Genomic DNA, 17,117 nt, shown 5'->3' with positions numbered 1-17,117 from the left:
ATTACTTTTTAAATAAAAGCCACTTGCAATAGCTGGTCCAAGTGCACCAACTATATGTAATATTCTTCCTATAAATGTCTCTAATCCCAAAATATAAGATTGTGTAAATATGGCAAGAAGCCCCCAAGCTATATAAGTAATTCCAAATGTAAAACAAAGATAATTTTTTAAATTCCTTTTATCAATTTCTGTCATTTTTTTCTTCCTAATCTTGATTATTTTATGAATAATATTTTTACTGCTTCTTAGTTGCTATCGATTATAACTACCTATATTCTATCATAAAAACACAAAAAAGCCTTACAATCAAGGCTTTTCACTATTCATTTCGTCAATACTTTAGTTTCGTAGATTCAGATTCGCATGATTAAAACTAGTCAATTTTCTCAATAATGTTTCCAAGTCTATCCAATACAAGACAGGAATGATCATTTAGTGGAATTATGGGAACACTGACAAGTTCTTCTGCTCTATCCTTATTAGCTTTATCATTCCAGGAATCATAATGGACACTAATTAAAAACTGACTAAAGAGTCCTAATCCATTTTTTATCTTTATCTGATGATCTGAATTATCATTAGGTGAGACATATACTTTTTCTCCTAATAATAGGGCTCCTGCAGAAAACCCTATAACTTTTGCCCCTTTATTAAGCATATGATCGATATAATTTTTGAACTCCTGATTGACATAAGTAGCTATATATTTTTCCGTATTTCCTCCACCAATGATAATTAGATCAGCATCTAAATAGCTATCAAAATCAATCTGCTCAGTGTCCAAAAGTAAGTAATCAGTGTTTAGATTAGGAAATTGACTTTGGAAAACTTCTGTGTACTTTTTCATATAGGGTTGCCAATTATCTCGAAAAACCGTAAAAATAACAATTCTTTCAATCTTGCTTGATAATACAATTTTATCAACAATGCTATATTTCGTTATTGGGGGATTCCCACCCATCAAAAAAATTTGTTCTTTCAAGTTAACACACTTTCTAAAGATACATAAAGTTTAACAAGTTTATTCACGTTTCTAAATTATAATTTTTTCTTAAAATGAATAATTCTACTTGCCTCCTGAAATCCAATATTGAGATGAAATCTTATAGAATCCGTATTCGTTAAAGTACAGTCACTTGCAAATTCCTTACATCCTTTATTTTTCGCCCATTCCTCACATTTTGTACAGAGATTTTTAGCAATATCCTTTAAACGATATTCCTCATCGACAATAATCCCTTCTAAGAATCCAACAGGACTATATTTACAACCTTCAACATAATCAAATCTGAGGGAACATAATGCTAGACCTACAATTGTGTTACCTTCAACTTCAGTAAAGATTGCAGTATTTTTGCCATTCGTATATTTTTTTACTTCATCAAAAGCTTCTTTATCGGTCAATTGGGGCCATAATTGTTTTATTAGTTTAGCCGTTTTTATAGAATCTTTTGTTATTCCATCCATATTGATGTTCCTCCGGAAATTACAAGCAAATGTTTCGAATCACGCTGTTACTTTGTTACTCATTGATTGATACCAATACCATCCCCTTCTACTTTTCGACTGTCTCAGATCGGAAGAGCAGAGCCATGCACTCAGCGGTTCGGACTTACCGTATCATTTCGTCGGTTTCCCTCCTCATTTTACGAGTCCTATCCCATGGGCGGAGCATCTACTCCTACTTCGCTGATGCCTCAGCTCGTACAACAGTGATACCGCCTCAACATGTGCTGATGTTAGCTTCCTATACTATGAAACGAAATATAGCGCATCCGAATATTTGAATTAAACCATTAAACGTAACTATCACCTTTCAAATTGGTTTTTCTTCCTTCTAACTAAAAATTTGCCACTCATACTACTGTCTTCTTCAGGAGTAAGGTTGAGGTTACCAAAAAGAGCCGTTTTGTGTACTGACCCCAAAAAGTTAGACAATTAATTTAAGTAAAGGATTTAGTTCTGTATTGCACAGGACTAAGTCCTTTTAGTTTGACCTTAATTCGTTTATTGTTATAGTAATCAATATAGTCTACAATAGCTTGTTCCAGTTGCTTAAGTGACTGAAACGTCTTTTCATAACCGTAGAACATTTCGGATTTCAAAATGCCAAAGAAGGACTCCATCATGCCGTTGTCTGGGCTGTTACCCTTGCGTGACATGGATGGCTGAATTCCCTTACTCTCTAGGAACCGATGATAAGAATCATGTTGGTATTGCCAGCCTTGATCGCTATGGAGAATCGTATTCTCATATCTCTTATCTGAAAAAGCTTTCTCCAACATGGTCTTCACTTGTTCTAAATTTGGTGAAGTAGAAAGATGATAAGCAATAATTTCGCTGTTAAAACCATCTAAAACTGGCGATAAATACAATTTCTGTGTGCTATTTGGAATGACAAACTCTGTCACATCCGTATAGCACTTTTCCATTGGTTTGGATGCTTCAAACTGGCGTTGAATGAGATTCGCTGCTTTCTTGCCAATCTCTCCCTGGTAGGAAGAATACTTCCGTTTCCGACGAATTCGAGCCGTTAAACCAAGGACTTTCATCAGACGTTGGACCTTCTTATGATTCACCACGAAGCCACGATTTCTTAGTTCAAGAGTGACTCTCCGATAGCCATAATTTCCTTTATGCTCACTATAAATGGCTTGTATTTCATCCTTTAGCTCTTTATTCTTATCTGGTTGATCTAGCTGTTTTAAGTGATAGTAGTAAGTTGAGCGAGCTAAATGTGCCGTTTCAAGAAGTAAATCTAATTGAAATCCTCCTGAAACCATTTCTCTAACTGTCTCTGCCTTTCTCGCTGTAAGGCTTCGTCCCTTTCCTCTAACTCTTTTAACTTTTTTAAGTAGGCCACCTCGGTACGTAGACGCTCATTCTCCTCTTGAAGTCGCTCTAATTCTGTCATTTCTTCCCAAGTTTTCTTCCGTTTACGTCCCATCCTAGCTGGCCTTCCTCTTGTTTTCTCAACAATAGTATACCCGTTTTTCTTGTATTGTGCCAGCCAATTTGGAAGTAATCCAGTGCTTGGGAGAGCATAATCCAGAGATACGCTTAGTTGCGATCGCCCCTCAAGTAGAACTTTATTAATTATTTCTTCCTTTAATTCTGGCGAGTAATAACGGTTTTTCTCTTTTTTGACACTTTCTATTCCGTAGCGATCAATCAATCGGACTAAGTACTTAAGATTTGAAAGGTTCATTCCATATTTTTCTGAAAGTCGCTTGAAGCTGATTCCTTGTTTTCTTAGTTCATAGATTCGAACTTTATCCTCATAAGTTAGTTTCATTTAAAAACACCCCAAAAGTTAGATTTTTTCTGTCTAACTTTTGGGGTGCGGTTCATTTGCTGGCTCTTTTCAAATTTTAGGTCCCTGAGTAGAAACCGTCTTTTTAAATTCTTTATCAAGTTCTTCAAGAAATACATCAATTTGAGCCAACAGATACTGTTCCTCTTCATTTAAATATTGACCTTTTCTAATCTTAGAATTTAACGTCTTCTTTTTCTGCTCAAAATAATTAAAAACAGTACTTGCAGCATCATTAAACCCATCAAAGTACAATGAACTCAGCCCCTGTTTAGCTCCTTGTTTTATTGCTCCACCAAATTCTTCTAGTATAGGCATAATAAATTCCTTTCTACCTAAGTATCATCTCGTTACTTAGACTTGTTTCTTAAAAAGTTTCTAATAAATTACAAATTTTTGAATATAGATCCCAGTTTTCTATTACAACAATTTGTAATTGCTCTCTAGTTCTCGTAATGTTTTGGTAAAACATCTTATTAATTGGATAGTAGGAATCCGTACTATTCAAAAACATGAACTTATTTACTCCAATAACTTCTCCTTTTTTATTTTTCTTTTCCTGAATGCCTGGACCATAGTAAAAATTGAAATCCATCGGTATAATAACTTTATCAAATTCTTGTCCAATGACTTCATGTGAAACTTTTCCGCAATCAACCATTGAGTCTATACTTTCAAAGGTATAGCGACTCTTAGCATAGTTAAGGACATGCCAATCGGTTGTATCCTCCATTTTATGTAAATAAGTATTCGCACTTGCTCTATTGCCAAAATATTTTATTTGAATATTTCTACGCGTATTCTTTACCTTTTCAATAGGCTTATCAACTGAAAACTTAATCAAGTTCCTTATAAATAAATTCATATCTGGGTTGGTTCTGAATCTATCTTTTAAACTAAATTGCTTTGAACCCAACTCAGAGAACTTACTTAATATAGCATTTGCATTTGCAGCACTCTCAGATTTACTGAGAGTCTGTGCACCGTCTAGGGAGATAATATATTTTGTATCAGGATTTTCAGTTACAGAGTCCAATAAAGCAGACACCTGCTTATATTGACTTTCTTCTCGCAATCTTTGAGACTCATCAATAATTATGTAATCATAAGACTTAGCATCATTCAAGGTTGATTTCAATTGGGTTATAGGCTTAATCTGAAATCCCTTTGTCTGTAAGTGACGCTGACCATCATTTAGTTTTGCACCATGTATAATTACAACTCTGAAGCCGAAGTACATCAAAAGTTTTGCAATGTGATAGATTAATAATGTTTTACCTGTACCCGGATTCCCTTTAATTGTAAACAGCCGCTCATTATTTTGGGGTTCTAATATATAGTTAACAATTGCCTCTTGATGTCCATTTAAAAAATATTGTTGCTTGAGAAATTTCTCAGTATCATTAAATGGAGACACTAAATAATTTTTTATATCAAATAGAGCATCTACCTCATCGCGGCTTAATAAACTGACTTCCTGTTCTATTAAGACACGCTTAAATTCTTCAGAATTGATTTTTTCAACATTACCGGTATTTCCATCGTATTCAACATAACTCTGGATGTCAGGAGAAAAACTATAATATCTCGTCTGTTTATCAAGAAAGTTTAAATAAAAATGATTCCGTTTAAGCTGTTTTTCCTGCTTATCTAATGTAGTTTGACTTTTCAATTCAATTGAAACATTATAGTTTTCCCCAAAACGAATCAGATCAAACTCTTTACTTATTTGAGGAATTTTATACCCAAAATAGAAATTATCTGTGTATTGAGATAATATGCTAGGTGTCATCCCCCAATCCTTCAGTAATTGCACAAAAGAAACAAATGTGGAAAATTCCGATGCTCCCTTAAATGGATAGGATATATTCGAGAAATATGATACAATTTCACCTTCATTTATTTTTATAGCATCTTCCAGAACTTGACATTTTCCAAGCTCGACTTCTCCAAAACTGTTTGTATAGCCCAGAATATGCTCTGACAAAGTATAGAAATCCATAAAACCTCAACTTACTAAAGCGTTTTCTTTATTATAACACTTCTACCTATTTAAATACAATTACAAATTAAAAAATTTAAAATAAAAAAAGCCATAGCTAGAGTATTTACTCTCTTAACTATGGCCTATAAATTAACTTCTGTTCCTTCTAAAAACTTTACGGTAATGCTGCCGTCTTCACCAAGCATAATCTTCTCAAGTACCTGGCACATCTTTCTTCCATCAAATGCTTCCTGCTCACTATCAAGAAGTTCCTTTAGTTGAGCCGCATGGTACTTCTCCAGCTTTTGTTCTTCGCTAAAGTTAGTCCACTTCTCTTGTAGATTTTCCTTATTTTCTCTAAGAACCTCTACTGCTCTAAAGAATGCCTGCTGCAGGGTTTCCTCATCAATATGGCGATTGGTGCACCCCTGGATTCCTTTTACCTTGTACCGGTTATTGCACTGCCAGACTGGACGCTTGCCTCTGCTCGTAGTCCAGTTCTTTCTGCCAAATAGACCTCCACATTCTTCACAGAATACCTTGCAGGTAAATGGGTTTTGTTCGCACTGGATAATGTAAAAATTGATGTGATTATCCTGCCTAAACTGATTTCTCCGTTCTATCTCAAGCTGAACCAACTCCCACTCTTCTTTATCAATGATGGCTTCATGATTGCCTTTGATATAGTATTGATTGACTTGTCCCTGGTTCTCACTGCGCTTTTTGGTTAGAAAATCCACCGTATAAGTTTTCTGCAAGAGGGCATCTCCCATGTACTTCTCGTTCTGAAGCATCCTTTGAATCGTAGTGGGGTACCAATTGACTTTCCCATTCCAACCTGGAACCCCTTCTTCTTTCAGAGTTCTTGCTATACTTTCTGGCGTTTCTCCTTGTAAAAAATACCGAAAGATTCGTCTGACAATCTTGGCTTGCTCCTCATTGATGATAAGATTTCCATTCTCGCCCTTGTCGTAGCCTACAAATTTGGTTGTATTAACCCTTACTTCTCCCCTTTCAAACTTCTTTCGAATCCCCCAGGTCGCATTCTCTGAGATAGAACGAGATTCGTCTTGGGCCAAGGAAGAAAGTATGGTCAATAGCACCTCACCTTTGGCATCCAGGCTGTCAATATTCTCCTTTTCAAAGGTGACCCCGATTCCAAGTTCTTTTAACTCCCGAACATATTTCAAGCAGTCCAGCGTGTTTCTGGAAAAACGGCTGATAGACTTCACTATAATTCTATCCACTTTACCTTTTCGGCAGTCTGCTATCAACCGATTAAACCCTGTTCGTTTCTTGGTATTGGTTCCTGAAATCCCCTCATCCGCGTATATATCAACCAACTGGTAGAGAGGATTCTGGCGAATATAGTCTTGATAATACCGAACCTGGTTCTCATAACTTGATAGCTGTTCGTCTTGGTCGGTGGACACTCGGCAATAGGCCGCCATTCGGATTTTCTGAATGTGTTGCTCCTGCTCGACTTGTATCATTTTCTTGGCAGGAATAACTGTAATGTTTTTTGCCACTGATATTCTCCTCCTTTACCACTGTGGGTTCATAAATACTCCAATCCTGGACTGCACTGTCTGGCACGCGCATACCAATGCAAGCGGCCTTCCCTTCTCGGATATACTTGCTGCAGACCCAGACAACTTTTCCCTTGTAGTATTTTTGTCGTTTCAAAGTAGAGCCACAATGCTCGCATTTCAATAAGCCACTCAAAGGATATCGTCGGTTGCAATTAATGCTTAGGTTTGCCTTTCGATTCTGTTTCAGACGCTTTTGAACGGCTTCCCAATCTTCTCTGGATACTATAGCTTCATGGTTATCCGTAATCAGGTACTGCTGCACCTGACCTTGGTTGAGTCGTTGCTTGGCCTTGATTTCCGCAAAATAGTATTTTTGCAGGATTGCATCTCCCTTATACTTTTCGTTTTTTAGAATATTGGTAATGGTGCTTGAATACCATCGCCCACCGTCTACCGTTGGAACTTTCTCTTGATTGAAAAGCTTTGCGATGGCATGAACTCCCATGCCAGATAGATAGAGGTTATAAATCCGTTGGACAATTTTAGCTTCCTCAGGATTGATGATTAACTCACCGTTCTCATCCTTGTCATAGCCTAAGAAGCGCTTAGTGTTAATCACCAGTTCTCCTCGCTGGAACTTCTTCTGAAAAGCCCACCGTTGGTTCTCACTCATATTGCGCAGTTCTTCTTCTGCGTAGCTGGCAAGAACTGTAAGCATGACCTCTCCCTCATTTGACAAGGTATGGAGATTTTGTTCTTCAAAAAAGATATCCACTTGGATGGCTTTCAGCTCCCGACTTACTGCAAGTAATAACTCAGTGTTTCTGGCAAAGCGAGAAATGGACTTAGTATGAATGACATCAATCTTTCCGGCCCTGCAATCCTCCAGCATCTGCTGAAAGCCTGGACGCTTGGCCAGTTTTCCCGAAATCCCCTGATCATAATACACTCCGATAAAATCGACATCTTTTTTGTTTTGATAGAAATGATTATAGTAGGCTTGCTGATTGGTGAGGGATTCCTGCTGTTTTTCTGTCATGGTTGAAACCCGCGCATAGGCACAAACTCTTATCTTTCCTGGCTTCATCCCATTCTCCTTTCTTCCTTACTATATATCACTCTAAAGGCCAAATTTATCAAGTATTCAGCCCACTCATTCAAGCTTTTTCTAGTTGAAATGCTGTCTATGTAAAAGGCCTGCATAGACAACCACACAGACCTTGATGGATTATTCAATTCGTAACACTTGACCGGGATAAATCAAATCCGGATTTTCAATTCCATTAAGGGCAGCTAAGTGCTGGTAGTTCGTGCCGTACATAGCTGCAATGGCTGAAAGCGTATCGCCACTTTCAACTGTATAAGTGATGCTGCTAGGTGCTTGAGGATTTCCAGTAACTTTTAAAACTTGCCCTGGATAAATCAAGTCAGGATTGGCAATCCCATTGATTGCCGCTAATTCCTGATAACTTGTTCCATAAAGAGCTCCAATAGCAGATAAGGTATCCCCTTCTTGAACTGTGTAAGTCCTAGTCGACGCTGGTGCTGCCGGTGCTGGAACCGCAGGGCGAGGTTCAGGGATTTGGCCAGTATAAACTGAGCGTAAATCCCGATACATATAATTGGAATCTACTCGGCCACTGATACCACCAACAATTCCATCACTTGTAAACTGCCAGATGTCTGTTGGAATAGCACAAGCTTCTACCTGCCACTGAGCTACCCAATTCGTATAGCGGGATAAGTCACCCATATTCTGGAACCAGTGCAGGCTTGCATACACACCAGCCCAGTAACCAGCGGCTTCTACATTGTCACAAAACAGTTGACAAATAGCCGTAGAAGTTTCCCAGCTCACACCTCCATTGTTGGCTTTCCAACCGTCCGCATCTTCCATGTCAATGTAAAGAGGCATAGAAGGATGAAATTGCCGAACAAAATTCAAAAAGGCATTGACCTCAGCTTGTGCTTCTCCCAAATTACGAGCATAGCTATAATGGTAAAATCCGTACGGAATGCCAACCCGCTCACATTCATATGCATTTCGCCGTGCACGCAGGTCTTCCGCAAAGCTACCCCAAGACGAACGAATAATGACAAAGTCAACATTGCTCTTCAACTGATCAAAGTCAATAAAACCATTGTGTTCACTGATATCTACTCCAAATAATGCCATCTTATTTTTCCTCCGATTTTAATTGTTTCAAGGTCTGCTTGAGTTTATCAGGAACCGGCAGACCAATCCGAGCCGCATTTTCAATGATGCTGAGGCCTTCATTAGACAGGTAATAAAAGATAACCGCTGTGCGGATGATTCCTCCCTGTTTCAAGATATGAGTATCAATAATCTGACCCATAGCCACTAGCATCAAAATAACAACTTTTTTAAACAGTCCTCGAAAACCAACTGCACTGGATAGCTTCTTTTCAACAACTGCTGCCATCAATCCACTGATATAATCAATAGATATAAAGACAATCAAGGCAAAAATAAAACCATCCCAATCGCCAAAGACACTTCCTAAAAGTCCTCCTACCGTAGTAAATAGGACTTTATTCGCAAAAACCAACTGCTTCATGATGCATTTTCCTTTCTATGCGGTTCACTCCAGTCGGGATTTCCCTTTTCATCAAATTGCATGATATAAAAGTTTTTATGAAATAACTCAGACAAATTAATGGTAGGGACTGTCGCACCCCACTGAGTCAAAGCTCCCACTGTTTCGACTTCCATCAACTGACGTCGACCTTCTTTAATCACGGGACGCTTTTGTACTTCTCGGTACATATAAAAATCCTCCCCCTCATTTTTGCAGCGAATGAACTCACCATTCTCGCGCATATAAGTGAGTGCTGCCACCAAATCAAAAGGTTCTGTAATTCTACTTAGATCAGGTAGTAATTCCTTTTCTTCCATCTTTCTTTCCTCCATCTATTTTTAATGGTGTAGTTGCTTCTTTGAGATCAGCTTCCAATTCTTCTTTCTTCTGAAGGAGAACTTGGTAAGCTTCCTCTTTCTGAGTCAATTGAATGGCTAAGAGGTTCTTTGATGTTACCTCATCAGCAAGCTTTCTGGTCAGCTCTTCAATCGTTAAACGAAGAGCCTGATTAATTTCTTCTTGGTTCATTTGTTTCCTTTCTTATAAATGTCCCACTAAGCTTCTGGTATCCCACCAGGCTGGATGCCCCTCACTATGGCTAGCCCTATATTCATAGAGCGCTCCAATGCTATTAGACATCCGTTGTAATACCTCGTGAAGTGAGACATAATTACCGCTTGTATCTAAATAGAGCCAAACATCGCCTGTATTAATGGTTGAGTCCCTTCTATCCTGTTTCCTGCTTGGACGCAGTTGGAGTTTTCCTGTTGTGGTCATGACCCAACCGTCTTTATTATCATAGGCAGAACTGGCAAAAGATAATTCATCCCCAACCAGATCAAGTGAATCGATATTGTACCCATTCCAAGCTCGAATACCGACAAAGCCACTATCATTAGAGCTTTCAGTGCCATAACGATTGGAGCCAATAACAGTTACACCCGCTCTTCCTTTGCCATCGACATTCCCTGTCGCAAACTTAATAAACTGGGTTGGGTAACCAGTCAGAACTCGTTTCAAGGCAGCTTGGTCTGTATAATACAAAATCTGACCTGCATTGAGACTGATTTCCATAGCTCGGTTAATGGCTGTTAGGATACCACCTGATATCTTGTTCGCAGATAAAGTTACCGACTGCACCTGGCTGATGAAGGCCTGCTTTGAGAAAAGCTTCCTCAGATAAGCTTCGGTCGCAGATAGCTTGTTAAACAAGGCATCATCTACTTTCAATTTCTCAGCCGTTACTGCTTCTGCACTTAAGATTGCTGTTGTGACTGATCCCGATTCAAAGTTGGCTGTCTTTAACTTATCCACCATGGCAGACTTAATAACAGCATGATCAATTAAAGTTTGTCCTGTGATATGGGTGAGTCTACCATGGATATGATTTACTCCATTCGCTAATAGATTCAAACTGTTTAGTACTGCCCCACCTGAAGTCAAATGCTGAACCGACCAACTGTTTGCGAGCTGAGTTTGAACAGTAGAAACTCTCTGGGTCAAATCCGTCACCTTGGTCACATAGGAAGAATCTGTCAGGACAATCTGGGCCAAGTTATGTTTGACACTGTCTTCCTTTGAGCCAATGAGCCGTGAGTACAGATTAACTGTTTCCTGAACCTTTTGAAAATCACTGCTGCTGGTTTTGCCATTGACTGCCTGCAAAATTTCTGAAAAGCGTCCCTCCACTCTTTGAGAATAGGAGGCAATCTTGGTTTCTGTGTACTGCCGGTCATCCTCTGGAGCTGGACTCGGTGTCGTCGCAATTGTCCCATCTTCCAATTGTGGATCCCGAATATAAAGAACATCACCAACAAGCCAGCCATTCGAATAACATACCCAGGACCAATATCTCTCAAACTTCACGGTAAAATGATGAACAAACCGATGCCATTCAGTTTGAAGTGTCACGGTTGAAACACCACCTGTCTCAAAACCAAACCGAACAACTACCGACCGACTCGCTTTCATGTCGGCCGAATAGACCATTTTCTTCCCTTGCCATTCAGCCCCCCTTAAATCAAAAATGGGCTTATGAAAGCCACCATTCCCTGCTTTGGTACAAGTAGCTTTGAGATAGTATCCACTTTTGGCATTCGTATCCGGTACCCGTTCAAACTTCCATTCTGATACATTAGACGAGAGTGGCAACAGACCATCAAAATCATAATGACGGATGTAGTTGCGCCCACCAATCTGCAGATTCTCAAAGCGACGATTCAAACCTTTCACATCTTCTGAATAGAAGACTTTTGCGACATAGTCCATGGCCACTTGCTCTCGGACAGTTCTGGCCTGATTGGCTGTTTCCGTCCGTACATACTGCTCCAGTCGTTCCTGCCGTTCTCCATCTTTTGAAACATACCCCTGAACCTGTTGGAGCGTTGTTTCAAGTCCAGATAGAGTCTGCTTGACTTCTGTCTTACTGACAAAAGTTCCCATTTTCTGAAGAGTCTCTTTTTGAAAAGCATTCAGTTCGGCTGTTGTTTGATTTGTCACTTCTTGGACGTTGTTTAGAGCTTGCTGAGTGGCTCCTGCCTTGCCTAAGGCTTCTTCCGTCTTTTGAGTAATCGTATGAAGAGTCGACTCTGTCGATTTCGTAAAAGCAGTAAACGAACTCTGAATCTGATCACGAGTCTGAGCTGCAATTTCTTCTGCCTTTGCTTTGGCCTTTTCAATGCCGTCTAGTACCTTGCTCTCTTGCTTCTCAAAAGCTGCATCAAAGGCCCGATTGGCATTTTCTAAAGCTCGTTCAATCATCAAATCATGGCTGCCTTGAGCAAGGGTTAAGATGGAATGAGCTGCAGCCGTCAATTTTGAAGAGGTATTATGGCCACCTTCTCTGACTTTATCGTCAAAGGTCAATGAGATATATTCTTTAGTAAGTGCATCGTATTCATAAGCCACGGCTTGCTTTAACAAATCCACATAATGCTTTCGGCTTTTTAGAGTGACCCAGTCTCCCAAATGAACCGTTTGACCATCTAGCTCATAGGCTTCTATCACAATGGCATCCTGCTCTCGGTCAATCTTATCATGATAGAATTTACTCTCACCCCATTTTCGCAACTCCTCAATGGTTTTAAGATTGTTATTCGTGAACTCTTTTTCATTGATGTAGGGATAAGCATCAAGCAAAGGACTGTCAACAGTCAAGGTTAACGTCTTCTCTTCTTCAGCTCCTTCTGGTTTAAAGGTCGAATGAACATGGATACGGGTCACTACAGTTTGCGAACTTCTATTCCGTTTGTAGGATTTCAGGTTCTGATGAGTCGTAATAATGACACCACGATTCTCTCCTCGGTGCTCTTGAATAGAGAATAAGAAATTATCTCGAGTGACCTCACCTTCCCAGGTTCCAACGATAGAATGCGCTCCATCTAGCAGTACACTGTATAGTGTTGTTGTCTCTTTGGTATTGAAATCCCTGTGCTTTACGATATCACTGGTAAAAGAGAAAGGACTAAGACTAGTTTTGGCTGCCTGAACCATACTGGATAAGGCCATCATACAGCCGACTTGAGAATTTCCGATTGGCTTAATGGAATGCTGCATGACATCATCCGTAATGTGATAACACAGAACCTCCACATGGTCATCCATTTCAACTGGTTTCTTAATACGAAAAAGCTGTTCTCCTAATTCAGGGACAGGAGCTTTAATCAGATTATCTACTTTCAATAGCCGATAAAGATAGCTGTCCGTTATAGGATACCTGAGGGTTAAGGTGAAATCTCCATTCAATGTTTCCTTTACCCTAGCAGATACTGCTTCATAAAGGGGGATACCGTTCCATTTAACGGTCTGTACTTCCTTATCCAATAAATAAAGCATTAAGCCCACCCCCAGACAATCTCAAAACGAATGGACTGAATCCCAGTTTCCAATACGACTCCCACTGTTTTATCTTTTGAAGGGTCAATCGTTAAAAAGTCACCAGACCACTTGATGCTTTTTCCCGATAAGGTTCTAAAACTTGGTTTGTCAGGGTTGTTATCCATCACCAGTGTTTCACCAGACTCTATTTTCTCCAAACGAATAACCTGACTGCCAATCGTAAAACTGGTTTCAGTTGAGGTGTTTCCAACTATTGTCAATTTGGGAAAAGCCAAAGCCGACCCCTTCGTTCGCAGAGCACCATTTTGAGTGAACGACTGACTATCTGTATCTTTAAAGAACTTTGTGGGATGGCATTGGAATGTCGCTTCCATCTCATAAACCTCATGCTTGTCCTTTATAACTTTTGAAACAAGGACCTTATAGCACCAGAGTTGGACTGTTTTCAACTGCTCGCTCTCCAGCCAAAACTGTTCTTTAGAAAAGAGAGTCAAAAACTGAAAAAGTTCTTCTTCACTTGGCTTGACCACATAAATCTTAAATGTCAACTCCATCACATTGCGATGCTTGTTGGTTTCCATGACGGCACCACTGATCCCTCTATGCTCAAGGAGCTGAGTCTTGCTGCTTTTCATGACAATCGGTGGACTGTTTTCTACAATCACCTTAAAAGGGAAAGAGGAAGTATGCACCCCATCAATCACCAACTCATTGTGTCGAATCATATTCCCAATCCTTTCAGTTGTTTTTGTCTGGCTAGTTCATCTGCCAGCCTTCCTGCCACATGTTCTGCCAAGCGCTCTAAGTCCGTTTCTTCCCTAATTACAACATCTGAAATTGTAATGGTAATCTGTGGCAGAGCATCCAAAGTAGAGGCAATCCCTCGGCCAATCTGACCCAATGTTTCTCTGTTTAAGGGAAGCACTGCTTCTCTGCCTGCCTCCCCTCCTGCTAAGAGGTTCGCACCATTTAATCCAAAGATGGTTGGCTTTGTTAAAATCCCTCCCTTGGCATACCATTCTATACCAATTCGTGGAATATCCCCTTTTAGCCAATCAAGCGGATTGGCCGACCCACTGACACTAAAGTGCGGCAATGGAATATGCGGCCAAGAGATATGGAAATTAAAGAGATTCTTTATGGCATTGATGGCAGAGGATACGGCATTTTTAGCCCCATCAATCGCTCCAGAAATGGCATTTTTAATTCCATCCCAAATATTTCGAACAGTTGAGAAGATGTTGTTTAGGACATTTGATATGGTCTGAAAGATCCCATTCCAGATATTGGATAGTGCGCTTGCAATCCCCTGAACAATCCCTGTCACCGTGGATTGAATGGCATTCCAAATGGATGAAAATAAAGAAGAAAGGGCTGATAGAATATTTGAAACACTATCTCTGATACCGTTCCAGCTATTCACTATAAATTGCCAGATAGCATTAAGAATGGTGCCAATGATGGACTGAATCCCTTCCCATACGGTAGATACAATTTGCTTAATGGTTTCCCAGGCACCAGACCAATCGCCAGTGATCACCTGCATAACTAATGTGATAATGCCAAGAATAACATTTAGGACTGTTTCTATTATCGTCTTGATAATATCCCAAGCTGTTGTAACAACGAGCTTGATATTCTCCCAAACGGCTGTTAGATAAGGCCCAATTAAATCCATAATGGTGGTGATTACCGTCGAAATGGCATTCCAGACAGTTGTTGCAGCATCTTGAATCAACTGGTGATTTTCCTGCCACCAAGAAACCAAGGTTCCCCAAATTTCCATCACAAAGTCTACGACTGTCTGAACGATGAAAGAAACAGCTGAATAGATAGCATTCCAAGCATCCGTAACAGCCGTTCTGAAAGCTTCATTATGTTCCCATAGTTCCTTAATACCAATGACCAATAAAGCAACAGCCGCTATCACCGCAAGTACAATCCCTACAATCGGAGCAGCCGCAGCTAACATCCCTCCAATCGTCGTCCCAAGAGCTAAAGCTGCAGCTTGTAAGGCTACAATAATGGGTAAGAGAATACCCGCAACAGTCACCAGTCCACCCACAACCAGAATGAACTCCCGCACAGGTTCCGGAAGATTCACGAACCATTCCGCAACACTTTTTAAAAGCGGAACAAGTTGTTGGAGAAACGGAGCTAGGGTTTCTGCAATCGCTCCTCCAACTTCGGCCATGGCCTCTTTAGCTGCATTTTGAGCTAAGGTGAACTGATCAATAGGGTCAAGTGTTGCTTCATAGGTGGAAGCAACCACTCCCTTTGCTTTTTCTGCGGTTCCTGCTAAATCATCAAAAGATAGAGCCCCCCGCTTAATGGCATCCACCATCCGTGGAGCAGCTTTAGTACCAAAGATACTGGATGCAAGCGTTAAGGCTTCCGTTTCACTAGTGCTGTTTCGGATTTGTTCGACCGTTTCTTTTAAGCCTTCACTCAGTGTCTTTCCTTTAGCTGCATAGTTGACTGCTGCTTTGGAGAGAGAAGAAAGAGCAGCCGAAGAATCGACCCCACTTTTTTCAAACTGCCCCATAAGAGCCACACCCTCATCAAACGAAAGTCCTAAAGCCTTAATTTGTGGAGCACCTTGGATAGCTTTGTTCATCAAATCCTGAACACTGACTCCAGTCGCCTGGGCCGTATAAGTGACAGTATCTAAGACTCGATTTAAATCACTCGTCTCAAGTCCATAAGCTTCAATAGCTTGTTTTGCAGAAATAGCTGATTCCGTCACGTCCGAACCATTGATTTCTGCGTACTTAATCAAAGTCGCAGAAGCGTCCTTTAAGGCATCACCAGTCAACCCAAACTGGGTATTAAGCTCACCAACAGCACTGCCCACTGTTTGAAAGTCCGTTGGAATTTCAGTCGCAAGGCCTTTTGCAATATCTGTCATCTCATCCAGTGCTTTTCCGCTGGCACCGGTTTTGGTGACGATGATATCCATCCCTTCGTCCACTTCTCGAAAAGCTTCCAGTGTTGCTTTTCCGAAGTCAATCAGCTTCTGACTGATTTCGCTCAGTTTTTCACTGAAGTTGGCTAGAATCTCAGACCTTAGAAGATTGTTAGTTTCTGCTAAGCTGTGGTTAGCATTATCACTTGCCCCACTCATGCTGCTCATCTCATCTTGCAGATGATGATAAGCTGTCTTGGTTTCATTGAGTGACTTTTCTAGTTTATTGGCTTCAACTGAGTTCTCACCGTATTCAGCCTTGGTCAACTCTAACTGCCGTTCTAAATTGGCAATCTGTTTCTCGACAATCTCTGACTGAGCCGCAACCTTTTTCTGAGCAAGGGCCAGTTTTTCAGATTCACTGGCATTACGGCCTAGCTGACTTTCTTGCAACTTAAAGGAGGAAGCGGCTTTCTCACTCTCTGAAGCTAGTTGATTTTGTTCAGCTCCTAAAGCAGCTAGTTTACTTTTGTTGCTGGTGACACTGGAGCCATTTTGCTCCAAAGCTCGGTTTACACCCTCTAGCTTATTCTCATAGATTTTGAGAGTGTTCTGAGTGATTTCGACCTCTCTTTGAAAAGCTCGATACTGATCAGCTCCGATTTTCCCGCTTTGAAACTGAGCTTCTACCTGAGATTGGGCTTGACGTAGTGTCTCTAGCTTCTCTTTGGTTGTTTGAACTTGCTTGGCTAAAACCTCTTGTTTCTGAGTTAAGAGAGTGACATTGCCTGTGTCAAATTTTAGTGCCTTATCAATTTGTTTCAGTTCTCGGCTTGCTTCTAAGGCTTCGTGGTTCACCCCTTTTAGAGCTTTTTGTAAGGGCTGGGTATCGCCTCCAATTTCAATTGTGATTCCTTTAATCGTTCCAGCCATACCGTCACCTCCT

Annotated in this window: 14 protein-coding genes and 1 pseudogene; all 15 read right to left on the bottom strand. The window is 40.3% G+C overall.

What is annotated here, in order from left to right:
* Nucleotides 1-195 (bottom strand): annotated as a pseudogene (locus GMD3S_RS0209750) (CPBP family intramembrane glutamic endopeptidase); the annotation flags it as partial.
* Between the two features lie 178 nt (nucleotides 196-373).
* Nucleotides 374-982 carry a Type 1 glutamine amidotransferase-like domain-containing protein gene (locus GMD3S_RS0209745; RefSeq protein WP_000662942.1) on the bottom strand — a complete coding sequence of 203 codons (609 nt, stop codon included), beginning with the start codon at nucleotides 980-982 and terminating at the stop codon, nucleotides 374-376.
* Nucleotides 983-1,038: 56 nt separating this feature from the next.
* Nucleotides 1,039-1,467 (bottom strand): aminoglycoside 6'-N-acetyltransferase, encoded by a 429-nt coding sequence (gene aac(6'), locus GMD3S_RS0209740; RefSeq protein WP_000348727.1) that lies wholly within the window; start codon nucleotides 1,465-1,467, stop codon nucleotides 1,039-1,041.
* Nucleotides 1,468-1,943: 476 nt separating this feature from the next.
* A protein-coding gene (locus tag GMD3S_RS10830; protein ID WP_155991753.1) for an IS3 family transposase occupies nucleotides 1,944-3,295 on the bottom strand; the annotation gives its coding sequence in 2 pieces (ribosomal slippage) (nucleotides 1,944-2,863 and nucleotides 2,863-3,295; 1,353 coding nt in all).
* A 69-nt stretch (nucleotides 3,296-3,364) separates the two neighbouring features.
* Nucleotides 3,365-3,631, bottom strand: a complete 267-nt coding sequence (locus GMD3S_RS0209725; RefSeq protein WP_001121929.1) for a hypothetical protein — start codon at nucleotides 3,629-3,631, stop codon at nucleotides 3,365-3,367.
* A gap of 49 nt (nucleotides 3,632-3,680) precedes the next feature.
* Nucleotides 3,681-5,315, bottom strand: coding sequence for a DNA/RNA helicase domain-containing protein (locus GMD3S_RS0209720; RefSeq protein WP_000348474.1), 1,635 nt, complete (start codon nucleotides 5,313-5,315; stop codon nucleotides 3,681-3,683).
* Nucleotides 5,316-5,440: 125 nt separating this feature from the next.
* Nucleotides 5,441-6,790, bottom strand: a complete 1,350-nt coding sequence (locus GMD3S_RS0209715; RefSeq protein WP_443255800.1) for a recombinase family protein — start codon at nucleotides 6,788-6,790, stop codon at nucleotides 5,441-5,443.
* Complete coding sequence (locus tag GMD3S_RS0209710) at nucleotides 6,693-7,916, bottom strand: recombinase family protein (RefSeq protein WP_000802276.1); 1,224 nt, start codon at nucleotides 7,914-7,916, stop codon at nucleotides 6,693-6,695. Before GMD3S_RS0209710 ends, GMD3S_RS0209715 begins: the two co-directional genes overlap by 98 nt.
* 141 nt (nucleotides 7,917-8,057) lie before the next feature.
* Nucleotides 8,058-9,005, bottom strand: coding sequence for a LysM peptidoglycan-binding domain-containing protein (locus GMD3S_RS0209705; protein ID WP_001173139.1), 948 nt, complete (start codon nucleotides 9,003-9,005; stop codon nucleotides 8,058-8,060).
* A 1-nt stretch (nucleotide 9,006) separates the two neighbouring features.
* Nucleotides 9,007-9,408: a phage holin family protein gene (locus GMD3S_RS0209700; protein ID WP_000812005.1), complete on the bottom strand. Its 402-nt coding sequence runs from the start codon at nucleotides 9,406-9,408 to the stop codon at nucleotides 9,007-9,009.
* On the bottom strand, nucleotides 9,405-9,746 hold the full coding sequence (locus GMD3S_RS0209695) for a hypothetical protein (protein ID WP_000391432.1): 342 nt from the start codon (nucleotides 9,744-9,746) through the stop codon (nucleotides 9,405-9,407). The genes GMD3S_RS0209700 and GMD3S_RS0209695 overlap by 4 nt, the downstream gene beginning before the upstream one ends.
* Nucleotides 9,721-9,957: a hypothetical protein gene (locus GMD3S_RS0209690; RefSeq protein ID WP_001070900.1), complete on the bottom strand. Its 237-nt coding sequence runs from the start codon at nucleotides 9,955-9,957 to the stop codon at nucleotides 9,721-9,723. Before GMD3S_RS0209690 ends, GMD3S_RS0209695 begins: the two co-directional genes overlap by 26 nt.
* 12 nt (nucleotides 9,958-9,969) lie before the next feature.
* The gene (locus tag GMD3S_RS0209685; protein WP_000966174.1) at nucleotides 9,970-13,263 is read right to left on the bottom strand and encodes a phage tail spike protein; all 3,294 of its coding nucleotides are present in this window, start codon (nucleotides 13,261-13,263) and stop codon (nucleotides 9,970-9,972) included.
* The gene (locus GMD3S_RS0209680; protein ID WP_000618011.1) at nucleotides 13,263-13,991 is read right to left on the bottom strand and encodes a hypothetical protein; all 729 of its coding nucleotides are present in this window, start codon (nucleotides 13,989-13,991) and stop codon (nucleotides 13,263-13,265) included. Before GMD3S_RS0209680 ends, GMD3S_RS0209685 begins: the two co-directional genes overlap by 1 nt.
* Entirely contained in the window at nucleotides 13,988-17,104 is a 3,117-nt protein-coding gene (locus GMD3S_RS0209675; RefSeq protein ID WP_000929215.1) for a phage tail tape measure protein, read from the bottom strand. Before GMD3S_RS0209675 ends, GMD3S_RS0209680 begins: the two co-directional genes overlap by 4 nt.
* Between the last annotated feature and the right edge of the window lie 13 nt (nucleotides 17,105-17,117).

The organism is Streptococcus sp. GMD3S (assembly GCF_000298695.2).
Taxonomy (GTDB): Bacteria; Bacillota; Bacilli; order Lactobacillales; family Streptococcaceae; genus Streptococcus.
The sequence above is the reverse complement of the archived record's forward strand: the minus strand, read 5'-3'. Positions and strand labels throughout refer to the sequence as shown.

Bases quoted from the DNA above. Each gene is read 5' to 3' on its own strand.
- GMD3S_RS0209725 (WP_001121929.1), bottom strand. From the start codon at position 3,631: ATGCCTATACTAGAAGAATTTGGTGGAGCAATAAAACAAGGAGCTAAA.
- GMD3S_RS0209720 (WP_000348474.1), bottom strand. From the start codon at position 5,315: ATGGATTTCTATACTTTGTCAGAGCATATTCTGGGCTATACAAACAGT.
- GMD3S_RS0209715 (WP_443255800.1), bottom strand. From the start codon at position 6,790: ATGATACAAGTCGAGCAGGAGCAACACATTCAGAAAATCCGAATGGCG.
- GMD3S_RS0209710 (WP_000802276.1), bottom strand. From the start codon at position 7,916: ATGAAGCCAGGAAAGATAAGAGTTTGTGCCTATGCGCGGGTTTCAACC.
- GMD3S_RS0209705 (WP_001173139.1), bottom strand. From the start codon at position 9,005: ATGGCATTATTTGGAGTAGATATCAGTGAACACAATGGTTTTATTGAC.
- GMD3S_RS0209700 (WP_000812005.1), bottom strand. From the start codon at position 9,408: ATGAAGCAGTTGGTTTTTGCGAATAAAGTCCTATTTACTACGGTAGGA.
- GMD3S_RS0209695 (WP_000391432.1), bottom strand. From the start codon at position 9,746: ATGGAAGAAAAGGAATTACTACCTGATCTAAGTAGAATTACAGAACCT.
- GMD3S_RS0209690 (WP_001070900.1), bottom strand. From the start codon at position 9,957: ATGAACCAAGAAGAAATTAATCAGGCTCTTCGTTTAACGATTGAAGAG.
- GMD3S_RS0209685 (WP_000966174.1), bottom strand. From the start codon at position 13,263: ATGCTTTATTTATTGGATAAGGAAGTACAGACCGTTAAATGGAACGGT.
- GMD3S_RS0209680 (WP_000618011.1), bottom strand. From the start codon at position 13,991: ATGATTCGACACAATGAGTTGGTGATTGATGGGGTGCATACTTCCTCT.
- GMD3S_RS0209675 (WP_000929215.1), bottom strand. From the start codon at position 17,104: ATGGCTGGAACGATTAAAGGAATCACAATTGAAATTGGAGGCGATACC.